This window comes from Modestobacter caceresii, from assembly GCF_000761485.1.
GTDB lineage: Bacteria > Actinomycetota > Actinomycetes > Mycobacteriales > Geodermatophilaceae > Modestobacter > Modestobacter caceresii.
This window is the reverse complement of sequence record NZ_JPMX01000091.1, coordinates 84,124-101,411: the sequence shown is the minus strand read 5'-3', so window position 1 is coordinate 101,411 and position 17,288 is coordinate 84,124. Positions and strand designations below refer to the sequence as shown.

The 17,288-nt window shown below is 73.8% G+C and carries 16 protein-coding genes; 7 read left to right on the top strand and 9 right to left on the bottom strand.

Annotated features, from left to right (window positions below):
* Positions 1-19: 19 nt before the first annotated feature.
* A complete protein-coding gene (locus IN07_RS18550) occupies positions 20-223 on the bottom strand; it encodes a zinc-ribbon domain-containing protein (RefSeq protein ID WP_197058550.1) in 204 nt (67 codons plus the stop codon).
* 211 nt (positions 224-434) lie between these two features.
* Here IN07_RS18550 and IN07_RS18545 point away from each other — a divergent pair, with 211 nt between their 5' ends.
* Positions 435-1,670, top strand: a complete 1,236-nt coding sequence (locus IN07_RS18545; RefSeq protein WP_052091475.1) for a lycopene cyclase family protein — start codon at positions 435-437, stop codon at positions 1,668-1,670.
* Here IN07_RS18545 and IN07_RS18540 read toward each other — a convergent pair.
* Together IN07_RS18540 and IN07_RS18535 are read right to left on the bottom strand one after the other, a co-directional pair.
* On the bottom strand, positions 1,660-2,703 hold the full coding sequence (locus IN07_RS18540) for an SDR family oxidoreductase (RefSeq protein ID WP_231558464.1): 1,044 nt from the start codon (positions 2,701-2,703) through the stop codon (positions 1,660-1,662). The genes IN07_RS18545 and IN07_RS18540 overlap by 11 nt on opposite strands.
* Positions 2,704-2,839: 136 nt before the next feature.
* Positions 2,840-3,520 (bottom strand): TetR family transcriptional regulator, encoded by a 681-nt coding sequence (locus IN07_RS18535; RefSeq protein ID WP_231558463.1) that lies wholly within the window; start codon positions 3,518-3,520, stop codon positions 2,840-2,842.
* A gap of 177 nt (positions 3,521-3,697) precedes the next feature.
* Here IN07_RS18535 and IN07_RS18530 point away from each other — a divergent pair, with 177 nt between their 5' ends.
* Complete coding sequence (locus IN07_RS18530; RefSeq protein ID WP_052091474.1) at positions 3,698-5,632, top strand: bifunctional sugar phosphate isomerase/epimerase/4-hydroxyphenylpyruvate dioxygenase family protein; 1,935 nt, start codon at positions 3,698-3,700, stop codon at positions 5,630-5,632.
* Positions 5,629-6,423, top strand: a complete 795-nt coding sequence (locus IN07_RS18525; RefSeq protein ID WP_036338533.1) for a hypothetical protein — start codon at positions 5,629-5,631, stop codon at positions 6,421-6,423. The genes IN07_RS18530 and IN07_RS18525 overlap by 4 nt, the downstream gene beginning before the upstream one ends.
* A 17-nt stretch (positions 6,424-6,440) precedes the next feature.
* On the opposite strand, the gene aroQ is transcribed toward IN07_RS18525, so the two are convergent.
* From aroQ to IN07_RS18495, 6 genes are read right to left on the bottom strand one after another with little or no spacing between them, the layout of a single operon-like run.
* A complete protein-coding gene (aroQ, locus tag IN07_RS18520; protein ID WP_036338530.1) occupies positions 6,441-6,899 on the bottom strand; it encodes a type II 3-dehydroquinate dehydratase in 459 nt (152 codons plus the stop codon).
* Positions 6,896-7,933: a phosphotriesterase family protein gene (locus IN07_RS18515; RefSeq protein ID WP_197058549.1), complete on the bottom strand. Its 1,038-nt coding sequence runs from the start codon at positions 7,931-7,933 to the stop codon at positions 6,896-6,898. Before IN07_RS18515 ends, aroQ begins: the two co-directional genes overlap by 4 nt.
* Positions 7,930-8,961: a DctP family TRAP transporter solute-binding subunit gene (locus IN07_RS18510; RefSeq protein WP_036338527.1), complete on the bottom strand. Its 1,032-nt coding sequence runs from the start codon at positions 8,959-8,961 to the stop codon at positions 7,930-7,932. The genes IN07_RS18515 and IN07_RS18510 overlap by 4 nt, the downstream gene beginning before the upstream one ends.
* A gap of 23 nt (positions 8,962-8,984) precedes the next feature.
* Positions 8,985-9,947 (bottom strand): shikimate dehydrogenase, encoded by a 963-nt coding sequence (locus IN07_RS18505; protein ID WP_052091473.1) that lies wholly within the window; start codon positions 9,945-9,947, stop codon positions 8,985-8,987.
* On the bottom strand, positions 9,944-11,218 hold the full coding sequence (locus tag IN07_RS18500; protein WP_036338524.1) for a TRAP transporter large permease: 1,275 nt from the start codon (positions 11,216-11,218) through the stop codon (positions 9,944-9,946). Before IN07_RS18500 ends, IN07_RS18505 begins: the two co-directional genes overlap by 4 nt.
* Positions 11,215-11,754 (bottom strand): TRAP transporter small permease, encoded by a 540-nt coding sequence (locus IN07_RS18495; RefSeq protein WP_052091472.1) that lies wholly within the window; start codon positions 11,752-11,754, stop codon positions 11,215-11,217. Before IN07_RS18495 ends, IN07_RS18500 begins: the two co-directional genes overlap by 4 nt.
* Positions 11,755-11,879: 125 nt before the next feature.
* Between IN07_RS18495 and IN07_RS18490 the strand changes: the two genes are divergently transcribed.
* The 4 genes from IN07_RS18490 to IN07_RS24180 all read left to right on the top strand — a co-directional run bounded on the left by IN07_RS18490 (position 11,880) and on the right by IN07_RS24180 (position 17,195).
* On the top strand, positions 11,880-12,878 hold the full coding sequence (locus IN07_RS18490; RefSeq protein WP_036338521.1) for a LacI family DNA-binding transcriptional regulator: 999 nt from the start codon (positions 11,880-11,882) through the stop codon (positions 12,876-12,878).
* A 146-nt stretch (positions 12,879-13,024) separates the two neighbouring features.
* Positions 13,025-13,852: a PaaX family transcriptional regulator gene (locus tag IN07_RS18485; RefSeq protein WP_036338518.1), complete on the top strand. Its 828-nt coding sequence runs from the start codon at positions 13,025-13,027 to the stop codon at positions 13,850-13,852.
* A gap of 105 nt (positions 13,853-13,957) precedes the next feature.
* Positions 13,958-15,355: an alpha/beta hydrolase gene (locus tag IN07_RS18480; protein ID WP_036338515.1), complete on the top strand. Its 1,398-nt coding sequence runs from the start codon at positions 13,958-13,960 to the stop codon at positions 15,353-15,355.
* 142 nt (positions 15,356-15,497) lie between these two features.
* Entirely contained in the window at positions 15,498-17,195 is a 1,698-nt protein-coding gene (locus IN07_RS24180) for a CocE/NonD family hydrolase (protein WP_156119274.1), read from the top strand.
* Positions 17,196-17,288 lie beyond the last annotated feature (93 nt).

The window sequence follows — 17,288 nt, the reverse complement described above, 5'->3', positions numbered from 1 at the left end:
TGGCTCCCCGGGGCGTGGCTCAGACCGCGACGGTGGTGCCGCAGATGCCACAGACCTCCATCTGTCGGCGCTTCCACCGGGCGACCGGCACGAAGAACAGCGAGAACTGCTTGTACTGCCTCACCCGAGCCCACTGCGTGGTGTTGTTGCAGTTCGGGCAGGTGCGGGTCTCGCCGGGGCCGAGGTGCTGCCGCTTGGTGCCGAGACCGAAGAGGAAGAACATCACGTCAGCGTAGGGAGCGGCGGACATCTCGGGCGGCGAATGGTCGTGCGCAGCCGAGCCGCGGCGTGCGGCTAGCGTGTCCTCCGACCGAGGAGACGAGGCCACCCGTGACCCGCTGGCTGCCCCGCCGTGCCGTGCACCGTCGTTCCCGACGGGACGCGCATGTCCGGTCCAGCCTGCGCACCTCCTCGCCTGCGCACGTCGAGTGCTCGTGAACTCGGTTTCGCCGGAACGGCGCTGGGACGTGGTCGTCGCCGGCGCCGGACCGGCTGGGCTGTCGGTCGCTGCCGCGTGCGCCGCGCGGGGGCTGGGCGTGGTCGTGGTCGCCCCGCACCTGCGGCCCTGGCACCAGACCTACGGCATGTGGGCCGACGAGCTCGATGCCGTGTCCGCGGCGCTGCTCGGCGACACGGCCCGGACGGAGGAGCCTCCGCCGCTGGGTCGGCGGTACCCGGTCACCGTGGTGCGGACCACCGCCGGGAGCCGGGACATCGGTCGTGCCTACGCCCTTCTCCACAACGACGTCGTGCACGGTCTCCTGCTCGGTCGGCTGCGCGCCGGTGGCGGTGCGACCCGCACGGGGTCGGTCGCCGCCGTCCACCAGGATCCGGGTGGTCAGGTCGTGACGCTCATCGACGGGACCACCCTCACCGGCGGCATCGTCGTCGACGCCCGCGGTGGCGGTCCCGGCAGCGCCCACCAGCGGGCCTGGGGGGAACGGGTCACCGGTGACCTCGGCGGCCTGGTCCCGGACGGGGGTGCACTGCTGATGGACTGGGCGGTGCTGCGCGAGGGGGGAGTCGCACAGCCACCCGCTTTCCTCTACGGGATGGGGCTGGACGACGGCACGACCCTGCTCGAGGCCACCTCCCTGGCCGCCCGCCCGCCGGTCGCGCTGCCGCACCTGCGGGACCGGCTGCACCGGCTGATCGCCGGGACCGGTCTGCGCATCGCCGACCGTCCGGAACGGGTGGCGATCCCCCTGGACGCCGCCGTCCGACGATCCGTCGGCGTGCCCGTCGGAGCGGCAGCCGGGCTGGTCCACCCGGCGACCGGGTACAGCGTCGCCGCCTCACTGCGGGCGGGCAGCACGATCGCCGACGCCGTGCTGGCCGGGGCCGATGCGGCGGCGGTGCGCGCCCTCGTCCGCAGTGCGCGGCAACGCGCGACCCTCGGCATGCTCGGCCTGGGGCGTGAGGTCCTCCTCGGTCTGGACGAGGCGGAGACCGATGCCTTCTTCCAGGCCTTCTTCAGCCTGCCGGAGCAGGCGTGGGTCGCCTACCTGGACGTCGGGTCGGCGCCGACGTCCATCGCGGCCACGATGCTGCGAGTCGCCAGAGCACTCCCACCGCCGGCCCGCCGCCGCCTCGTGGCCACCGCCGTCCGCGTCTCCCTGCCCTGGCTCCCGTCCCGGCGCGCCACGCCCGCCGGATCCGTCAGGGGATGATGCGCGCCGCGCGGTACCGCTCGACGTAGCGGAAGAAGCTGTCGCGGGAGTCCCGGCTCTCGGTGAAGCCGGCCTTGCGGCTCTTGTTCATGTCGGTCAGCACCTCGATCTCCCGGCCGAGGTCGCTGTCGGTGTGCCACCAGGAGGCGATCCGGCCGAGGTCGGGCTCGACCAGCCCGTGCTCCGCGGCGATCTCGGCCCAGACGTCCTCGGTGCCGGCCATGCTCTCGGTGAGCGGGCGGACCCGTCCCTCGTGGCCCTCCCACTCCACGCCGAAGTGGGCGGCGATCTGCGGCCACAGCCAGCGCCAGCGGAAGACGTCGCCGTTGACGGTGTTGAAGGCCTGGTCGTGTCCCGCCTCGGTGGCGGCGGCCCAGAGGATCTGGTCGGCCAGCAGGTCGGCGTCGGTCACGTCGGTCACGCTGTTCCACTGGGTGCTCGACCCGGGGAACACGAACGGCCGGCCCGTCTTCTTGCAGATCGCGGCGTACGCCGACAGCGTCAGCACCATGTTCATCGCGTTGCCCACGGCGAAGCCGAACACCGTGTGCGACCGGTGGACGCTCCAGGTGAACCCGGCGCGGGCAGCGGCGGCGAACAGCTCGTCCTCCTGCGCGTAGTAGAAGTTCGGCGCGTCCAAGCGGGGCTCGTCCTCGTGGAAGGGCGTGTCCGGCATCTCGCCCTGCGCGTAGGCCTCGAACGGGCCGAGGTAGTGCTTCAGCCCGGTCATCAGGGCCGCGTGCCGCACCGATCCGGCCGGCTCGAGCGCCTGGAGCACGTTGCGGACGGCGGCGCCGTTGACCGCGATGTTCTCCGCCTCCGTGGCCTGCCGGGTCCAGGCGGTGATGGCGACGAGCTCGGGCGTCAGGCCCGCCAGCGCGGTGGCCAGTCCCGCGGGGTCGGCCAGGTCCGCCTGCACGGGGTGCACGCCCGCGCCGGGGGCCCGACCGCTGCGGGAGAGCCCGTGGACCTCCCACCCCTGGGCGGTCAGTCGCTCCGCGAGGTTCTGGCCGACGATCCCCGTGGCGCCCACGACGAGCGCCTGTCGCGGTCGGGCTGTTGCAGTCACGTGTTCGGTGTCCCCTGTCGGTCGTGCACGCGTCGGACGGCCCGGCGAGTGGCCGCCTGGGCCGTGCACGTGTCCCGCCGAGCGTCGCACCGCCCGGGGCTCAGCGCGTGGTGAGGTGGGCGACGACGAGGTCGCCGAGCAGCTTCCGCTGGTGGGCGCGGGTCGCCGGGTCGAGCATGTCGCGGTCGAAGATGGCCCGGAAGGTGTGCCGGTTCGCGGTCCGGAAGACGCAGAACGCGCTGATCACCTGGTGCACGTCCAGCGCGTCGACGTCGTCCCGGAACAGCCCGTCGTCCCGGCCGCGCTGCAGGATGGCGCCCAGCACGTCGACCGCCGGGGCGGCCAGGCCGGCCAGCGCCGGGGAGCCGGCCAGGTGCTCGGCCCGGTGGATGTTCTCGATGCTCACCAGCCGGATGAACTCCGGGTGCGCCTCGTGGTGGTCGAAGGTGAGCCCGGCCAGCTCGCGGAGCGCCGCCACCGGCTCGAGGTGCTCGACGTCCACCTGCTGCTCCAGCGCGCGGATCCGGCCGTAGGCCTGCTCCAGCACCGCGACGTAGAGCTGCTCCTTGCCGCCGAAGTAGTAGTAGATCATCCGCTTGGTGGTGCTCAGCTTGTCGGCGATCTCGTTGACCCGGGCCCCGGCGTACCCGCGGTCGGCGAACTCCGCGGTGGCCACGGCGAGGATCTCCGCCCGGGTCCGGTCGGCGTCCCGGGTGCGTTCCGCCGGGCGCACCGCGGCGGTGTCGGTGCCGAGCTCGCTGTCCGGGCGGGGCGCGGTCACGGTCTCCTCCTGCGTGGGCGGGCGTCCGGCGGAGCCTATGCACACCCCGCGCCGAGCGGGTGCGGCGACCGGGGGCAGCACCCCGGAGGCCGGGCGCCCGCGGGGGACTGGCGCACCGGCGCCCGATGTGGTCGGGTGTCGGTAACTCACCGCTTGGTACATACGAGAGCAGGGTCCATGCCACCAGCCCGTCCCGCAGACGGCACCCCGCCCTCCGCGCGGCCGCGCCGGGGGATCGCCACGGTCTGCCTGTCCGGGACCCTGGAGGACAAGCTCGGTGCGGCCGCGGCCGCGGGCTTCGACGGCATCGAGGTGTTCGAGCCCGACCTGATCGCCTCCCCGTGGTCGCCGGCCGAACTGGCCACCCGCTGCGCCGACCTCGGCCTGTCGATCGACCTGTACCAGCCCTTCCGGGACCTCGACTCGATCGATCCCGCGCGGTTCGCCGCCAACCTGCGGCGCGCCGAGCGGAAGTTCGACGTGATGGGCGCGCTCGGCGTGGACACCGTGCTGGTCTGCTCCTCGGTCGCGCCCGACGCCGTCGCCGACGTCGACCAGCTCGCCGAGCAGCTGTCGACCGCCGCTGCCCGGGCCGAGCTGCGCGGCCTGCGGATCGCCTACGAGGCGCTCGCCTGGGGCCGGCACGTCTCGACCTGGGACGCCTCCTGGGACGCCGTCCGCCGGGCCGACGCCGCTGCGCTCGGGCTGTGCCTGGACAGCTTCCACGTGCTCTCCCGCGGCGGGGACCCGAGCGGCTTCGCCGCGGTGCCGGGGGAGAAGGTCTTCTTCCTCCAACTGGCCGACGCCCCGCAGCTGACCATGGACGTGCTGCAGTGGAGCCGGCACCACCGGCTCTTCCCCGGGCAGGGCGCCTTCGACCTGCCCGGCTTCCTCGGCGCCGTGCTCGCGACCGGTTACCGCGGGCCGCTGTCGCTGGAGGTGTTCAACGACGTGTACCGCCAGTCCGACCCGGCCCGGACCGCCGTGGACGCCATGCGCTCGCTGCAGTGGCTCGAGGAGGCGCTCGCGCTGGTCGACCCCGCCGCCGGTCTCCGTCCACCGCCGGCCGCACCGGAGCTCTCCGGCTGGTCGTTCACCGAGCTGGCCGTCGACGGGGTCTCCGGGCCGCAGGTCGGGGAGGCGCTGACCGCCCTCGGGTTCACCCACGCCGGTCAGCACCGGTCCAAGCCGGTCCAGCTCTGGGAGCAGGGGGCGGCGCGGGTGCTGCTCAACGCCTCCGTCGTCCGGCCCGGTGCGCCCGGGGAGGCCGCGGTCTCCGCGCTGGGGCTGGAGAGCAGCGACCCGGGGCGCTCGGCCGTGCGTGCCGAGGCGATGAGCGCGCCGGTGCTGCCGCGGACGCGCGGCGCGGCCGAGGCCGAGCTGTCCGCGGTCGCCGCGCCCGACGGCACCGAGGTGTTCTTCACCCGCACCGGGCCCGACGGGTGGCCGGCCGACTTCCTGCCCACCGGCGCCCCGGCTGCGCCGGGCGCCGGCCTCACCGGCATCGACCACGTCGCCCTCACCCAGCCCTTCGACGCCTTCGACGAGGCCGGGCTGTTCTACCGGGCGGTGCTCGGCCTGGAGCCGCAGCAGGTCACCGAGCTGGCGGCGCCCTTCGGGCTGGTGCGCACCCGGGCGGTGACCGGGCCCGACCGGGCGGTGCGGCTGACCCTCTCCGCCTCCTCGCTGCGCCGCGGCGGCTGGGCTCCCCGGGTCCCCGAACCCCAGTACCTCGCCTTCGCCACCGACGACGTCGTGGCGACGGCGGAGCGGCTGCGGGCCGCCGGCGCCCCGCTGCTGCGGCTGCCGGAGAACTACGCCGACGACCTCGATGCCCGCTTCGACCTCCCGGCCGACCTGCTGGCGGCCGTCCGCGAGCACGGCCTGATGTACGAGGAGGACGCACAGGGCGCCTGCCTGCACCTGGCCACCGAGGTGCTCGGCGACCGGCTCTTCGTGATGGTCGTGCAGCGGCTGGGCGGCTACGACGGGTACGGGAACGCCGATGCGCCGGTCCGGATGACCGCCCACCGCCGTCAGCGGCGCGCGCCGGCGGTGTCGGCGGTGCCGCCGGTCGGCTCCGCCAGGATCGAGAGGACGGACGTGTCGTGAACCGGTTGGCCGTGCACCAGTCCGTGGTGCACCCGCGCAGTCCCGTCGAGCTCACCGAACTGCTGGCCGGCACCGGCTGGGACTCGATCGGCCTGCACGTCGGCGCCGTGGCCGAGGTGGAGCCCTGGTGGTCCGGCGGGGCGGGCGAACGGAACCTGCAGCGGCTCGTCGGCGAGCTGCTCGAGACCCGGGTGACGGTGCTCGACGTCGGCCGGGTCCAGCTCGGCGGCAGCCTGCCCGACGACCACGTGCACGCCACCCACGGCCGGGTGCTGGACCTGGGCGCCCGGTTCGGGGCCCGCCACGTGACGGCCAGGTTCGGCCCGGACGCGGCCGCCGAGCAGGCTCTCGCCGAGCAGGTCGACGTCTTCGGCCGGCTGGTCGAGCAGGCCCGCCCGTACCGGCTCCTGCCGCTGCTCGCGCCGCTGCCGGTCGACCGCCCGGACCTGCTCGCCGGCGCGGCGGCCGTCGTGCGTCCCAGCGGTGGCGGCGTCGTCCTGGACGTGCCGGTGGACAGCTGCAGCCCGGCCGAGGTCGAGGCGGCCGTCGACGTGCTCGGTGAGTCCCTCGGCTACGTCCGGCTCAGCGCTCGGCAGGTCGAACGGGCCGGTGCGGCCACCGCCGGGCTGCTCGCCACGCTCCCGCCGCACGTCCCCGTCGCGCTCGGCGGCGACGACTCCGTCGGCGTGCTCACCGACGACCCCACCACCCGGCTGCACCGGCTGCACGGCCTGGTCGACGAGATGCTCGAACACCCCCGGGCGCGCGCCCGCCGGCTGGCCGCCGGCTGACCCCCCGGGGTCCCCGGTCAGCGCGGCTGTCGGGCCAGCTCGGCGAGGCCGGTCAGCGCCAGGGGGTAGCCGAGGACGCCGAGCCCGACGACGACGCCCCGGGCCACCGGTGAGATGTGGGAGTGGTGCCGGAACGGCTCGCGGGCGTGCACGTTCGAGATGTGCACCTCGACCACCGGCAGCTCCGCCCCCTCGATCGCGTCCCGCAGGGCGATGGAGGTGTGCGCGTGCGCGCCCGGGTTGTAGACGGCCCCGATCGCCAGGCCGTCCCGGACGCGCCGGCCCCACTCGTGCACCCAGTCGATGAGCTGCCCCTCGTGGTTGGACTGCCGGAACTCCACGTCCAGCCCCAGCTCGGCCGCCCGCACCCGGCACAGCTGCTCGACGTCGGCCAGCGTCGCCGAGCCGTACACCTCCGGCTTCCGGGTGCCGAGCAGGTCCAGGTTCGGTCCGTTCAGCACGAGCACCGAGCTCATGACGTCCTCTTCGGGTGCGGCGTGAGCAGTCGAGCCGGGTTGACCACCGTCATCTGATGGAGTTCGTCCTCGGTGGCCCCGCCGGCGAGCAGCATCGGGACCACCCGGGTCGGGAGGTTCTCGAAGCGCCAGTGCGGTGCGTGGGCGGCGCGCCACGACGGCGGTGTGACGCGGCTGAAGCAGGCCGCGTCGTGCGAGAGCACCATCCGGTCGGCGTACCCGAGCCGGAGCAGCGCCAGCACGGTGGCGACCCGGCGCTCGTCGGGCAGGACGTGCTCCATGCCGAACCTGTCCATGCCGATGGTCGAGCCGGCGTCCATGAGCACCCGGAGGTAGGTCAGGTCCTCGGTGTCCCCGGAGTGGCCGATGACCACGCGGTCGAGCGGCACGCCGCGCTTCTGCAGAAACGCCTGCTGGTCCAGCCCGTTGCGCAGCGCCGGCCGGCTGTGCGTGGTGATCGGGACGCCGGTCTGCTGGGCGGCCACCGCGGCGGCGGTCATCACCCGGGCGACGTCCTCGGTGATGCCCTCCTCGTCGGTGACGACCTTGAGCATCCCGGCCCGCACAGCGGTGCCGGCGATGCCCTCCTCGATGTCGTGCAGGAAGAACTCGATGAGCGGGTCGGGGCCGTCGACCAGCAGCCCCGGCCCGTGGGTGCGGAAGAAGGGCGGCAGCACGTCGGCGGTGTAGTAGCCGGTCGAGGCGATCAGGTGCACCGGGGCGCGTTCGGCCACGGGCACCAGCCGGGCGACGTCCCGGCCGAGGCCCAGCACGGTCAGGTCGACCACCGTGCGGACGCCGAGGTCGCGCAGCCGGGTCAGGGCGGTGACGGCCCGATCGACGGCGGTGTCCGGCTCCCACTCCGGGTGCGGGAAGTTGAGGTCCAGCTCCGGGCTGCCGACGAAGACGTGCTCGTGCACCAGGGTCGACCCGAGCTGGTCGGGCTGCACCGGGCCGCGGAAGGTCTGCACCACCGCCCCGGGGCGCTCCTGCGCGGAGTCGCCCCGGGGGTCGGTGCGGAGCGCGTCGGTCACTCGGCCGAGTCGCGGATGGCCTCGTAGACGCTGAGCTGCTCCTCGCTCAGGTTGGCCCGCAGGTACTCCTCGGCCTGGGTGCGGAAGGCGTCGACGTCGACGTCCTCCACGACCTCGAACTCACCGCCGGAGGTCCACTCGTCGAGGACCTGCTGCTCGTCCTCCGCGACGCACTCGGGCACCTGCTCGACGGCTGCCGCGACCGCGACGTCGAGCGCCTCCCGCTGCTCGTCGGACAGCTCCTCGACCCCCGGGCCGGCGATGACCAGGTTGGAGTTCTCCTGGTGGGCGGACAGGCTCAGGTAGTCCTGCACCTCGCCGAGGTTCTGGGCGTCGATGTTGACGATCGGGTTCTCCTGACCGTCGACGATGCCCTGCTGCAGAGCCAGGTACAGCTCCTCGTAGGCCACCTCGGTCGGGTCCGCACCCAGGGCGCGGGCGTTCATCAGGTACTGCGGCGAGTTGGGGAACCGCATCCGCAGGCCGTCCAGGTCGGCGGGCTCCCGGATCGGCTGGCCGGCGGTGAAGTGCCGGGCGCCGGCGGACCAGGCACCGAGCACGCTGGCGCCGGTGGAGTCGGCGAACCCCTGGGTCAGCTCGTCGGAGGCGTCGCTGCCGAAGAACCGGGCGAGGTGCTCGCCGTCCTCGAAGGCGTAGGCCGCGTCGACGACGCTCATCGGCTCGTAGACCGCCCCGAGCGCCGAGGCGCCCTGGATGTCGAGGTCGATGTCACCGGAGATCACCGACTGGATGCGGTCGGCGTCACCACCGAGCTGACTGCTCGGGAAGAGCTCCACGGTCACACCGACGTCGGCGGCCTCGACCTCGTCGGCGATGACCTGCGCACCGCACCGGTGCTGCGGCTGGGCCTCGGTGTAGCTGTGCGCGAGCGTCAGCTCCACCTCGCCGCCGCCACCGCCGGCGTCGCCGCCGCCGGCGTCGTCGCCGCCACAGGCGGTGGCGAGCAGGAGCGGGAGCAGGGCGGAGGCCGCGAGGAACGGGCGCTTGGGGAGGGGACGGTTGGGCATGGTCTTTCCCTTCGTTGGGATTCTCAGTGCTCGGTCGGGCGGGTCTGGTCGAGCGGTCGTGCGGGGTCGGGCGTCGGGGCGGCGCCGTCGATCTCGGCGGCGACGAGCTGGTCGAAGTCGGCGAACATGGCCGGTCGGGTCGCAGTACGGCCGAGGAACAGCTCGAAGGAGTCGGCCGCCTGGTTGACGGCCATCCCGGCACCGGTCATCACCCGGCACCCGCGGGCGGTCGCCTCCCGCACGAGCTGGGTCAGCAGCGGGCGGTAGACGATGTCGGCGACCCAGAGGTCGGCGCGCAGCAGGTCGACGGGCACCGGGGTGCCGGGGTGGGCCGCCATCCCCATCGGGGTGGCGTTGACCAGGCCCGAGGCGTCGGCGAGCAGGCCCGGCAGCTCCTCCGGCGGGAAGACGGCAGCCGGCACCTGGCTGCCGGCTGCCGCCAGCGCGCCGATCAGCTGCTCGGCGCGTACCGCGTCGCGGTCCACCACCGACAGCTGCTGGACGCCCTGGCTGACGAGGGCGTGCGCGACGGCGCCCCCCGCACCGCCCGCACCGATCAGGACGACCCGTTCGAGCGGGACCCCGGGCAGGCCGGCCTGCAGGGCGGCGCCGAAGCCGGTCACGTCGGTGTTGTGACCCCGGGTGCGACCGTCCTCGATCACGATCGTGTTGATCGCACCGATGGCGGCGGCCTCCGGAGCCAGCTCGTCGACGAGCGGCGCCATCACCTGCTTGACCGGGTGGGTGACGTTGAGCCCGTCGAAGCCGAGCTCGACCGCGGCGCGCAGCAGGCTCCGCAGGTGGTCCGGCTGCAGGGCGTCGTCCGGCAGCTCGACGGTCTTGTAGGTGTAGCGCAGGCCCTGCCGGGCGCCCTCCCGCTCGTGCAGCTCGGGGGAGAGCGACGGCCCGATGCCCTGACCGAGGAGCCCGGCGAGGAAGGACCGGCGCGGAGCAGGGGCGCCCGTCTGCGGTGCGGAGCCGGTCACAGGCCCAGCACCCCCGGCAGCCAGAGGACGGCGTCGGGGAAGGCGATGATCAGGCCGAGGATCACGACGAGCGGGACGATGAACGGCAGGCAGCCGCGGAAGACCTCGCTGACCTTCGTCTCGGCCACCGAGCTGAGGACGTAGAGCACGGTGCCGACCGGCGGGGTGAGCAGCCCGATCATCAGCGCGACGATCATCAGCACGCCGAGCACGATCGGGTCGACGCCGAAGCTCGCGCTGATCGGCAGCAGGATCGGCACGACCAGCACCAGGACGGCGGTCGGGTCCACCACCGTGCCCAGGACGAGCATCAGGATCGCCGTCATCAGCAGGAAGACGGTGGCGTTCTCGGTGAACCCGAAGACGTTCTCGGCCAGCATCTGGGGGACCCGCTCGCGGGCCAGGATGTAGCCGAGCAGGGACGCGGAGGAGACGATCAGCATGATCGCGCCGGTCGTCGTCACCGTCTCGGTGAGCACCTTGGGCAGTTCCCGGACCTTCAGGCTCCGGTAGGCCAGGCAGAGCACCAGCATGTAGGCGACGCCGACGGCGGCCGCCTCGGTGGGCGTGAAGAAGCCGCCCAGGATGCCGCCCAGGATGATCACCGGGGCGAGGATCGGGCCGATCACCCGTCGTCCGGTGACGACCAGCTGGCGCATCGAGAAGTCGGTCCGGACGATGTCCGGCTGCTTCCGCACCAGGAAGAAGACGACGACGCACAGGCCGAAGGCCATCAGCAGCGCCGGCACGACGGAGGCGGCGAACAGCCCACCGGTCGAGACCGCGGCCAGCCCGGCGAAGATGACCGCGGGGATGCTCGGCGGCATGACCGGGGCGATCAGCGAGGCCGCGCCGGTGACGCCCAGCCCGAAGCGCAGCGGGTAGCCGTTGCGCACCATGGCCGGGATCTGGATCTTGCCGAGGGCGGCGGCGTCGGCGACCGCGGAGCCGCTCATCCAGGAGAAGCCGAGGCTCACGCCGACGCTCACGTAGCCCAGCCCGCCGCGCACCCGGCCCAGCAGCGCCAGGGCGAAGTCGAAGAGCCGGTCGGCGATGCCGCCCCGGTTGGCGATGACGCCGAGCAGGATGAACAACGGCACGGCCAGCAGCGGGAAGCTCGCTGTCGCGTTGACGATCAGCCGGAGGCTGAGGCCGAGGGACTGCCCGGTGAGCAGCATGTAGGCCAGCGAGGGGCCGAGGAAGGCGAACGCCACCGGGACCCGGACGAAGAGCAGGACGACGATCGCGATGGTCAGCAGCAGGAGGCTCATGCCGACTGCACCTCCGTCGTCCCGACCGGAGCCGGCACACCGCGGACGGCGAAGACCACCGCGGCCACGGCGCCCCGGACGGCGGTGCTGAGGAAGCCGAGGAAGGGGAAGAGGTACAGGAAGGTCAGCGGCATGCGCAGGGACGGCGACTTGAGCTGCCCCTGCGAGGACATCAGCTCCCACGCCTCCGCCGCGAAGCCGGCGCCGATGACGGCGACGATCGCACTGGCCAGGACCCGCACGAACCGGACGACCTTCGGGTTCTTCACGTTGTCGACCAGCTGCAGCGCGATGTGGGAGTCGGTGGTGACGAGCACCCCGGCCACCGTGAACGTGACCCACACCAGGCAGAACCGCGCCAGCTCGCCGGTCCACGACCAGCCGCCGACCGGCAGGTAGCGCTGGGCGGCCTGCACGAGCACGAGCAGGAACAGCACCGCCAGCGCCGTCGCGGCCAGCCCGAGCTCCACCTTCGTGATCACCGAGATCCACGCCGGTCTGCGCCGGGCGGTGGTCCCGCCGTGAGCTCCGGTCATCGCCAACCTCTCTCCGCCTCTGTGCTGCCCGTCACAGCACCGGGGGACCGTACGAAGCGGGCGCAGCACACGGCAAACGGTTGCCACCGGTTGCCAAGCTCTCGTAACCTGACCGTGATGTGCAGATGAAGAGCTCGACGATCTACGACGTCGCCCAGGCCGCCGGCGTCGCGACCTCCACGGTGTCGCGGGCCTTCAGCAACCCCGACCGGGTCGGGGCGGTGACCCGGGAGCACGTCCTCGAGGTGGCCCGCCGGCTGGGTTACCAGCCCAACCCGCACGCCCGGGCGCTGGTGTCCCGCCGGACCCGGACCGTGGCGATGGTGGTCTCGGACATCACCAACCCGCACTTCTTCGAGCTCATCCGGGGCGCGGAGATGCGGGCCAAGGCCTCCGGCTACACGCTCGTGCTGGTCAACGCGGAGGAGTCGCCGCGGATCGAGCTGGAGCAGATCCACCGGCTGACCCGGTCGGTCGACGGCTTCCTGCTCGCCGCCAGCCGTCAGCCGGAGGAGGACCTGGTGCAGCTGGCGGCCGGCCACCGGGTGGTCGTGGTCAACCGCCGGGTGCCCGGTCTGGCCAGCGTCGTCCTGGAGCACGCCGAGGGGTGCCGGCAGATGGTCGGCCACCTGGCGTCCCTCGGGCACAGCTCGGTCGTCTACCTCGCCGGCCCGCGCAGCTCCTGGATGGCGGCGAGCCGCTGGGCGGCCATCCGCGGAGCCGCGGCGGAGCTGGGTCTGCGCGCGCAGCGGATGGGCCCCTTCGCCCCCACCGTGGCGAGCGGGGGCGCGGCTGCCGATGCAGCGCTGACCACCGGCGCGACCGCGGCCATCGCGCACAACGACCTGTTGGCCATCGGGGTGCTGCGGCGGCTGGCCGACCGGGGTGTCCAGGTGCCGGCGGACGTGAGCGTGGCCGGGTTCGACGACATCTTCGCCGCCGACCTGTGCACGCCGACCCTGACCACGCTCGGCGGTGCGCACGCCGACGTCGGGCGGGCGGCGGTGGAGATCCTGCTGAACTCGATGGAGCAGCCCCGGGACCACGCCCCGGAACTGGTGGTGCCCTCCGAGCTCATCCTGCGCAGGTCCACCGGCGTCCCTGGTCGTCCTCCCGGCCAGTGACCGGCCGGACCGACCGGCTCCCGACCAGGACATCGGGTCCTCCCGGGCCGGCCGGACCCCGCGCAGGCACGAGGGCGAACCCCCGCGGCCGCCCCTGAGCCGACCTGGCAGTGTGGGCGCGCCGTGGACCGGGTGCAGGAGGGCAGATGACAGACCGCGCAGCCGAGGTGCGCTTCAAGCCGCAGGACCTCCTGCTGGCACTGGGGGGCGCGCTCATCCTCGACACCTACGAGGACCCCCTGCCCACCCGGGTCTTCCTCGACGTGCTCGGGTCCCTGGGCGTCAGCGGCGACGCCACCCGATCGGTGCTGACCCGGCTCACCGAGCGCGGTCTGCTGACCCGCCACCAGGACGGGAGGGTGGCCAGCTACGGCCTCACCGACACCTCGCGGAGGCTCCTGCGGGATGGGCGGGAGCGGGTGCGGGCGGCCGAACCGTTCCACCAGGTGAGCAGCGACTGGACGCTGCTGAGCTTCTCCCTGCCGGAGACGCGGCGGGACGTCCGGAACCGGCTGCGGTCGCGGCTGACCTGGGCCGGCTTCGGCTGCCTGCGCGACGGGCTGTGGGTGGCGCCGGGCCGCGTCGACCTAGACCGGGTCGTCGCCGTGGGCGCCGAGGTGGATGAGCTGCAGGTCGACGGGTTCCTCGCCTCGCCCGCCCCTGGCACGGACGTCGCCCGCTACGTCCGGCGGGCCTGGGACGTCGACGCGCTGCGCTGGGAGCACGAGGAGTTCCTCCGCCGGTGGGAGCGGCCCGTTCCGCGGGAGAGCGATCCGCTGGCCATGTTCGTCCTCCTCGGTGCCCACTGGATCCGTCTGCTGCGGGTCGACCCGGTGCTGCCCGAGCGGTACCTGGGCGAGGACTGGCCCGGCCGCCGGTCGGCGGCTGTGTACCGCAGCGCCTCCGAGGCCCTGGAAGCGCGGGCGGGAACAGCCTTCGCCGCGCTCGTGGAGGACGCACGCGCCAGGCGATGACCGGGCGAGTGGCGTGGCTCACGAAAAAGCTCGGTGATTCGTTGACGCTCGTCAAGGGCGGGCCTAGCGTCTCCGGCATCCCGAGTCCCGACCGTGAGGATCCTGATGTCCCCTCGATCCGTCGTCCCTGGCCTCGCCTGCGCCCTGGCCCTCTCGTTCGCCGCCGCCTCACCCGCCGCTGCCGCAGAGCCCCCGGGCCCGCGGCACGTCGAGGGAACGGTCGACGACGGCGCCACCGCGTGGGTCGCCGATGTCCCGGCCGACTGGAACGGGACCGTGCTCCTGTACAGCCACGGCTACCGGCCCAGCTTCGCCCCCATCCCGCACACCGCCCAGAACGCCCCGGACGACGCGACCCGGCAGGCCCTCCTGGACCGGGGGTACGCCCTGGTCGGCTCCTCCTACGAGCGCAGCGGCTGGACGCTGGACACCGCCGCCGAGGACCAGCTGCAGACGCTGGAGGCGTTCGCCGCGGCCGTCGGTGACCCGTCGCGGGTGCTCGCCGTCGGGACCTCCATGGGCGGCCTGGTGACCGGCCAGCTGGCCGAGCTCCCGGGCACCCCGGTCGACGGTGCGCTGCCGACCTGCGGGCTCATGCACGGCGGGGTCGACCTGCTGAACTACCAGCTCGACGGGGCCCATGCGATCGCCCAGTTGCTCGTGCCACCGGGCACCGACGTGCGCCTGGCCGACTACGAGGGCGACCTCGCCGCCGTCAACGCGGCGGCGAGCACCCTCACCGACGCCGTCGTGGCCGCGCAGGACGACCCCGCGGGCAGGGCGCGGATCGCGCTCGCCGCCGCGCTGTACCACCTGCCGCGCTGGGCCCCGGGTGAGCCCGAGCCCGGTCCGCGGGACCACCAGGCGCAGGTCGACGCACAGGTCGCCCAGTTCACGTTCGCACTGGGCTTCACCTACCCGGCGCGGGTCGACATCGAGAACACCGTGGGCGGCAACCCGTCCTGGAACGCAGGCGTCGACTACCGCGCGTTGCTGCAGCACGCCGACGAGCGGGCGCAGGTGGAGGCCCTGTACCGGACGGCCGGCCTGGATCTCGACGCCGACCTCGACCGGCTGACCGCGACGGCGTCGGTGACGCCCGACGAGGACGCGCTGCAGACCGCCCGCGCCACCTCCGAGCTCACCGGGGAGCTGCAGGTCCCGGTCCTGAGCCTGCACACCACGCACGACGTCCTGGCCCCGGTCCAGGTCGAGGAGGAGTACGCGGAGACCGTGCGCCAGGCCGGTGCGAACCGGCTGCTGCGTCAGGCCTTCGTGCACCGGCTGAGCCACTGCCAGTTCACCCCGGCCGAGCTGGTCGTCTCCGTCGAGGCCCTCGACGAGCGGGTCGCCACCGGGCACTGGGGCTCGGCGGCCCAGCCCCGCACGCTCGACGCGGCAGCCGAGGAGCTCGACCTGGGTGGGTCGGAGATCCTGTGCGACTACCGACCGGCCGAGTGGCTGGGCGACCGTGGCGGACTTCTCGGCCGACCGCGCTACTGACCGGGACCGCGACCGCGACCGCGACCGCGATCCGGCACGGCGCCGGGCACCCCGCGTGCCCGGCCCCGTGCCGCCCCCCGGCGTCCCCCGACGCCGTGCCCTGCCCCATCCCGTTCTCCCGTCCAGTTCCCGTGGAGGAAGCGTGCTCAGCAGACAACGCCGTCGTCTCGGCGTGATCGGCACCATCACCGGCGCGGTCGTCGCGGGGGTGCTGGTCCCACCGGCCGCCGCGCACCCCGGCCGCCCCGCCGATCCGGCGCACGCCGTCCAGCCCGACTGGTTCGACTACGACCGGTCAGCCGCGTACGGCACCGTCGTGGAGCGGCTCCAGGTGCCGATGCGGGACGGCTTCGAGCTCGGGTGCACCATCGCGCGGCCCGCGGTCGGCGGCGAACCGGCGACCGGGGAGTTCCCCGGGATCCTGCGGAGCTACACGCCGTACGGCAGGGCCGTGGAGGAAGCCGAGGGCGAGTTCGCCACGTACTTCAGCCAGCGCGGCTACAACGTGATGTCCTGCGACATCCGCGGCACCGGGATCTCCCCAGCACCGGGCTTCGAGGCCCGGTGGCCGATCCAGGGCCCGGACGGGCATGACGCGGTGGAGTGGCTGGCCGACCAGTCGTACTCCACGGGCAAGGTGGGCGCGTCCGGGACGAGCTACGGCGGGCAGACGACCCTGGAGATCGCGGCACAGCAACCGCCGCACCTCGCCGCGATCGCCCCCAACGTCTCCCCGATGGAGAACTACGCCGAGATCTTCTACCCGGGCGGGGCGCCGGCGGGAGCGGACTGGCTCTGGGTGGGCAGCCCCGACGTGGCGGATCCGGCCTTCGACCAGCGGCAGCTCGAGGCGTTCAGGGCACACCCCACCTACGACGAGTACTGGGACGTCCAGAACGTGGCGAACGCGCACGAGGACATCGAGGTGCCGGTCCTGCTCACCGGTGGGTGGTTCGACGTCTTCCGCGCCGGGGCGATCGGCAACTACGAGGGCCTGCGCGACGCGGGGAACGACGACGTCCGGCTGGTCATGGGGCCGTGGACCCACGCGGACACCTGGGAGCAGGAGACCGAGCCGCTGCCGATCGGCGCGACCCTCGCCTGGTTCGACCACTGGCTGGGCGAGGACCCCGACGCGCCCCTGCCGGCGGCGCCGGTGACCAGCTACGAGGTCGAGGGCACCGCCGGGGGCCGCTGGGTCGAGCTGTCCGACTGGCCGGCGGACGGGGAGGGCCAGGAGCTGGCCCTCGGCACCGACCAGGGACTGGACCGGCGGCCCGGCAAGCCGGGCACCCTCGACCTCACCATCGACCCGGACGACGGCCCGGCCACCACCTGCCTGGTCGGCTGCCCGCGGCCGACGGACCCCGCAGCGGACAACGCCGCGGCGGACGAGGGGCGGCTCACCTTCACGTCCGGCCCGCTGGCGCACGACGCCGTCATGGCCGGGCAGGCCGAGGTCACCGTGGAGGCGACCTTGCCCAACAGCGACGGCAACCTGGTGGCCAAGGTGATGGACGTGGCTCCTGACGGCCGGGTCACCGAGGTCGCCGCCGGCTGGCTGCGGGCCAGTCACCGGTTCGGGCACGACGAGAGCGTCCCCGTCACGCCGGGTGAGGAGACCACCTTCGTCATCGAGACCCAGCCGGCGCACTGGCGCTTCGCCGAGGGGCACCAGGTCCGGATCAGCCTGATGACCGGCGACGTCCCACGGCTCGCTCCGGACGGGGCCACCGGCGTCATCGGCGTCGCCACCGGCGCCCGGGGCTCGATGGCGGAGATCGAGTTCACCCACCGGGTCCGGTTCGACAGGACGCCCGCGGCACCCGGCCGTCCCTGACCGACCCGCGCGGCCCGCACCCGGCTGGGTGCGGGCCGCCCGACGGGCGCACCTGCCGCCCGGCAGGACAGCTGACCTGAGGGAGCACCGGGA

Coding starts and splice junctions, on each gene's coding strand:
- IN07_RS18550 (WP_197058550.1), bottom strand. CDS start 223: ATGTTCTTCCTCTTCGGTCTCGGCACCAAGCGGCAGCACCTCGGCCCC.
- IN07_RS18530 (WP_052091474.1), top strand. CDS start 3,698: ATGCCACCAGCCCGTCCCGCAGACGGCACCCCGCCCTCCGCGCGGCCG.
- aroQ (WP_036338530.1), bottom strand. CDS start 6,899: ATGAGCTCGGTGCTCGTGCTGAACGGACCGAACCTGGACCTGCTCGGC.
- IN07_RS18510 (WP_036338527.1), bottom strand. CDS start 8,961: ATGCCCAACCGTCCCCTCCCCAAGCGCCCGTTCCTCGCGGCCTCCGCC.
- IN07_RS18500 (WP_036338524.1), bottom strand. CDS start 11,218: ATGAGCCTCCTGCTGCTGACCATCGCGATCGTCGTCCTGCTCTTCGTC.
- IN07_RS18495 (WP_052091472.1), bottom strand. CDS start 11,754: ATGACCGGAGCTCACGGCGGGACCACCGCCCGGCGCAGACCGGCGTGG.
- IN07_RS18490 (WP_036338521.1), top strand. CDS start 11,880: ATGAAGAGCTCGACGATCTACGACGTCGCCCAGGCCGCCGGCGTCGCG.
- IN07_RS18485 (WP_036338518.1), top strand. CDS start 13,025: ATGACAGACCGCGCAGCCGAGGTGCGCTTCAAGCCGCAGGACCTCCTG.
- IN07_RS18480 (WP_036338515.1), top strand. CDS start 13,958: ATGTCCCCTCGATCCGTCGTCCCTGGCCTCGCCTGCGCCCTGGCCCTC.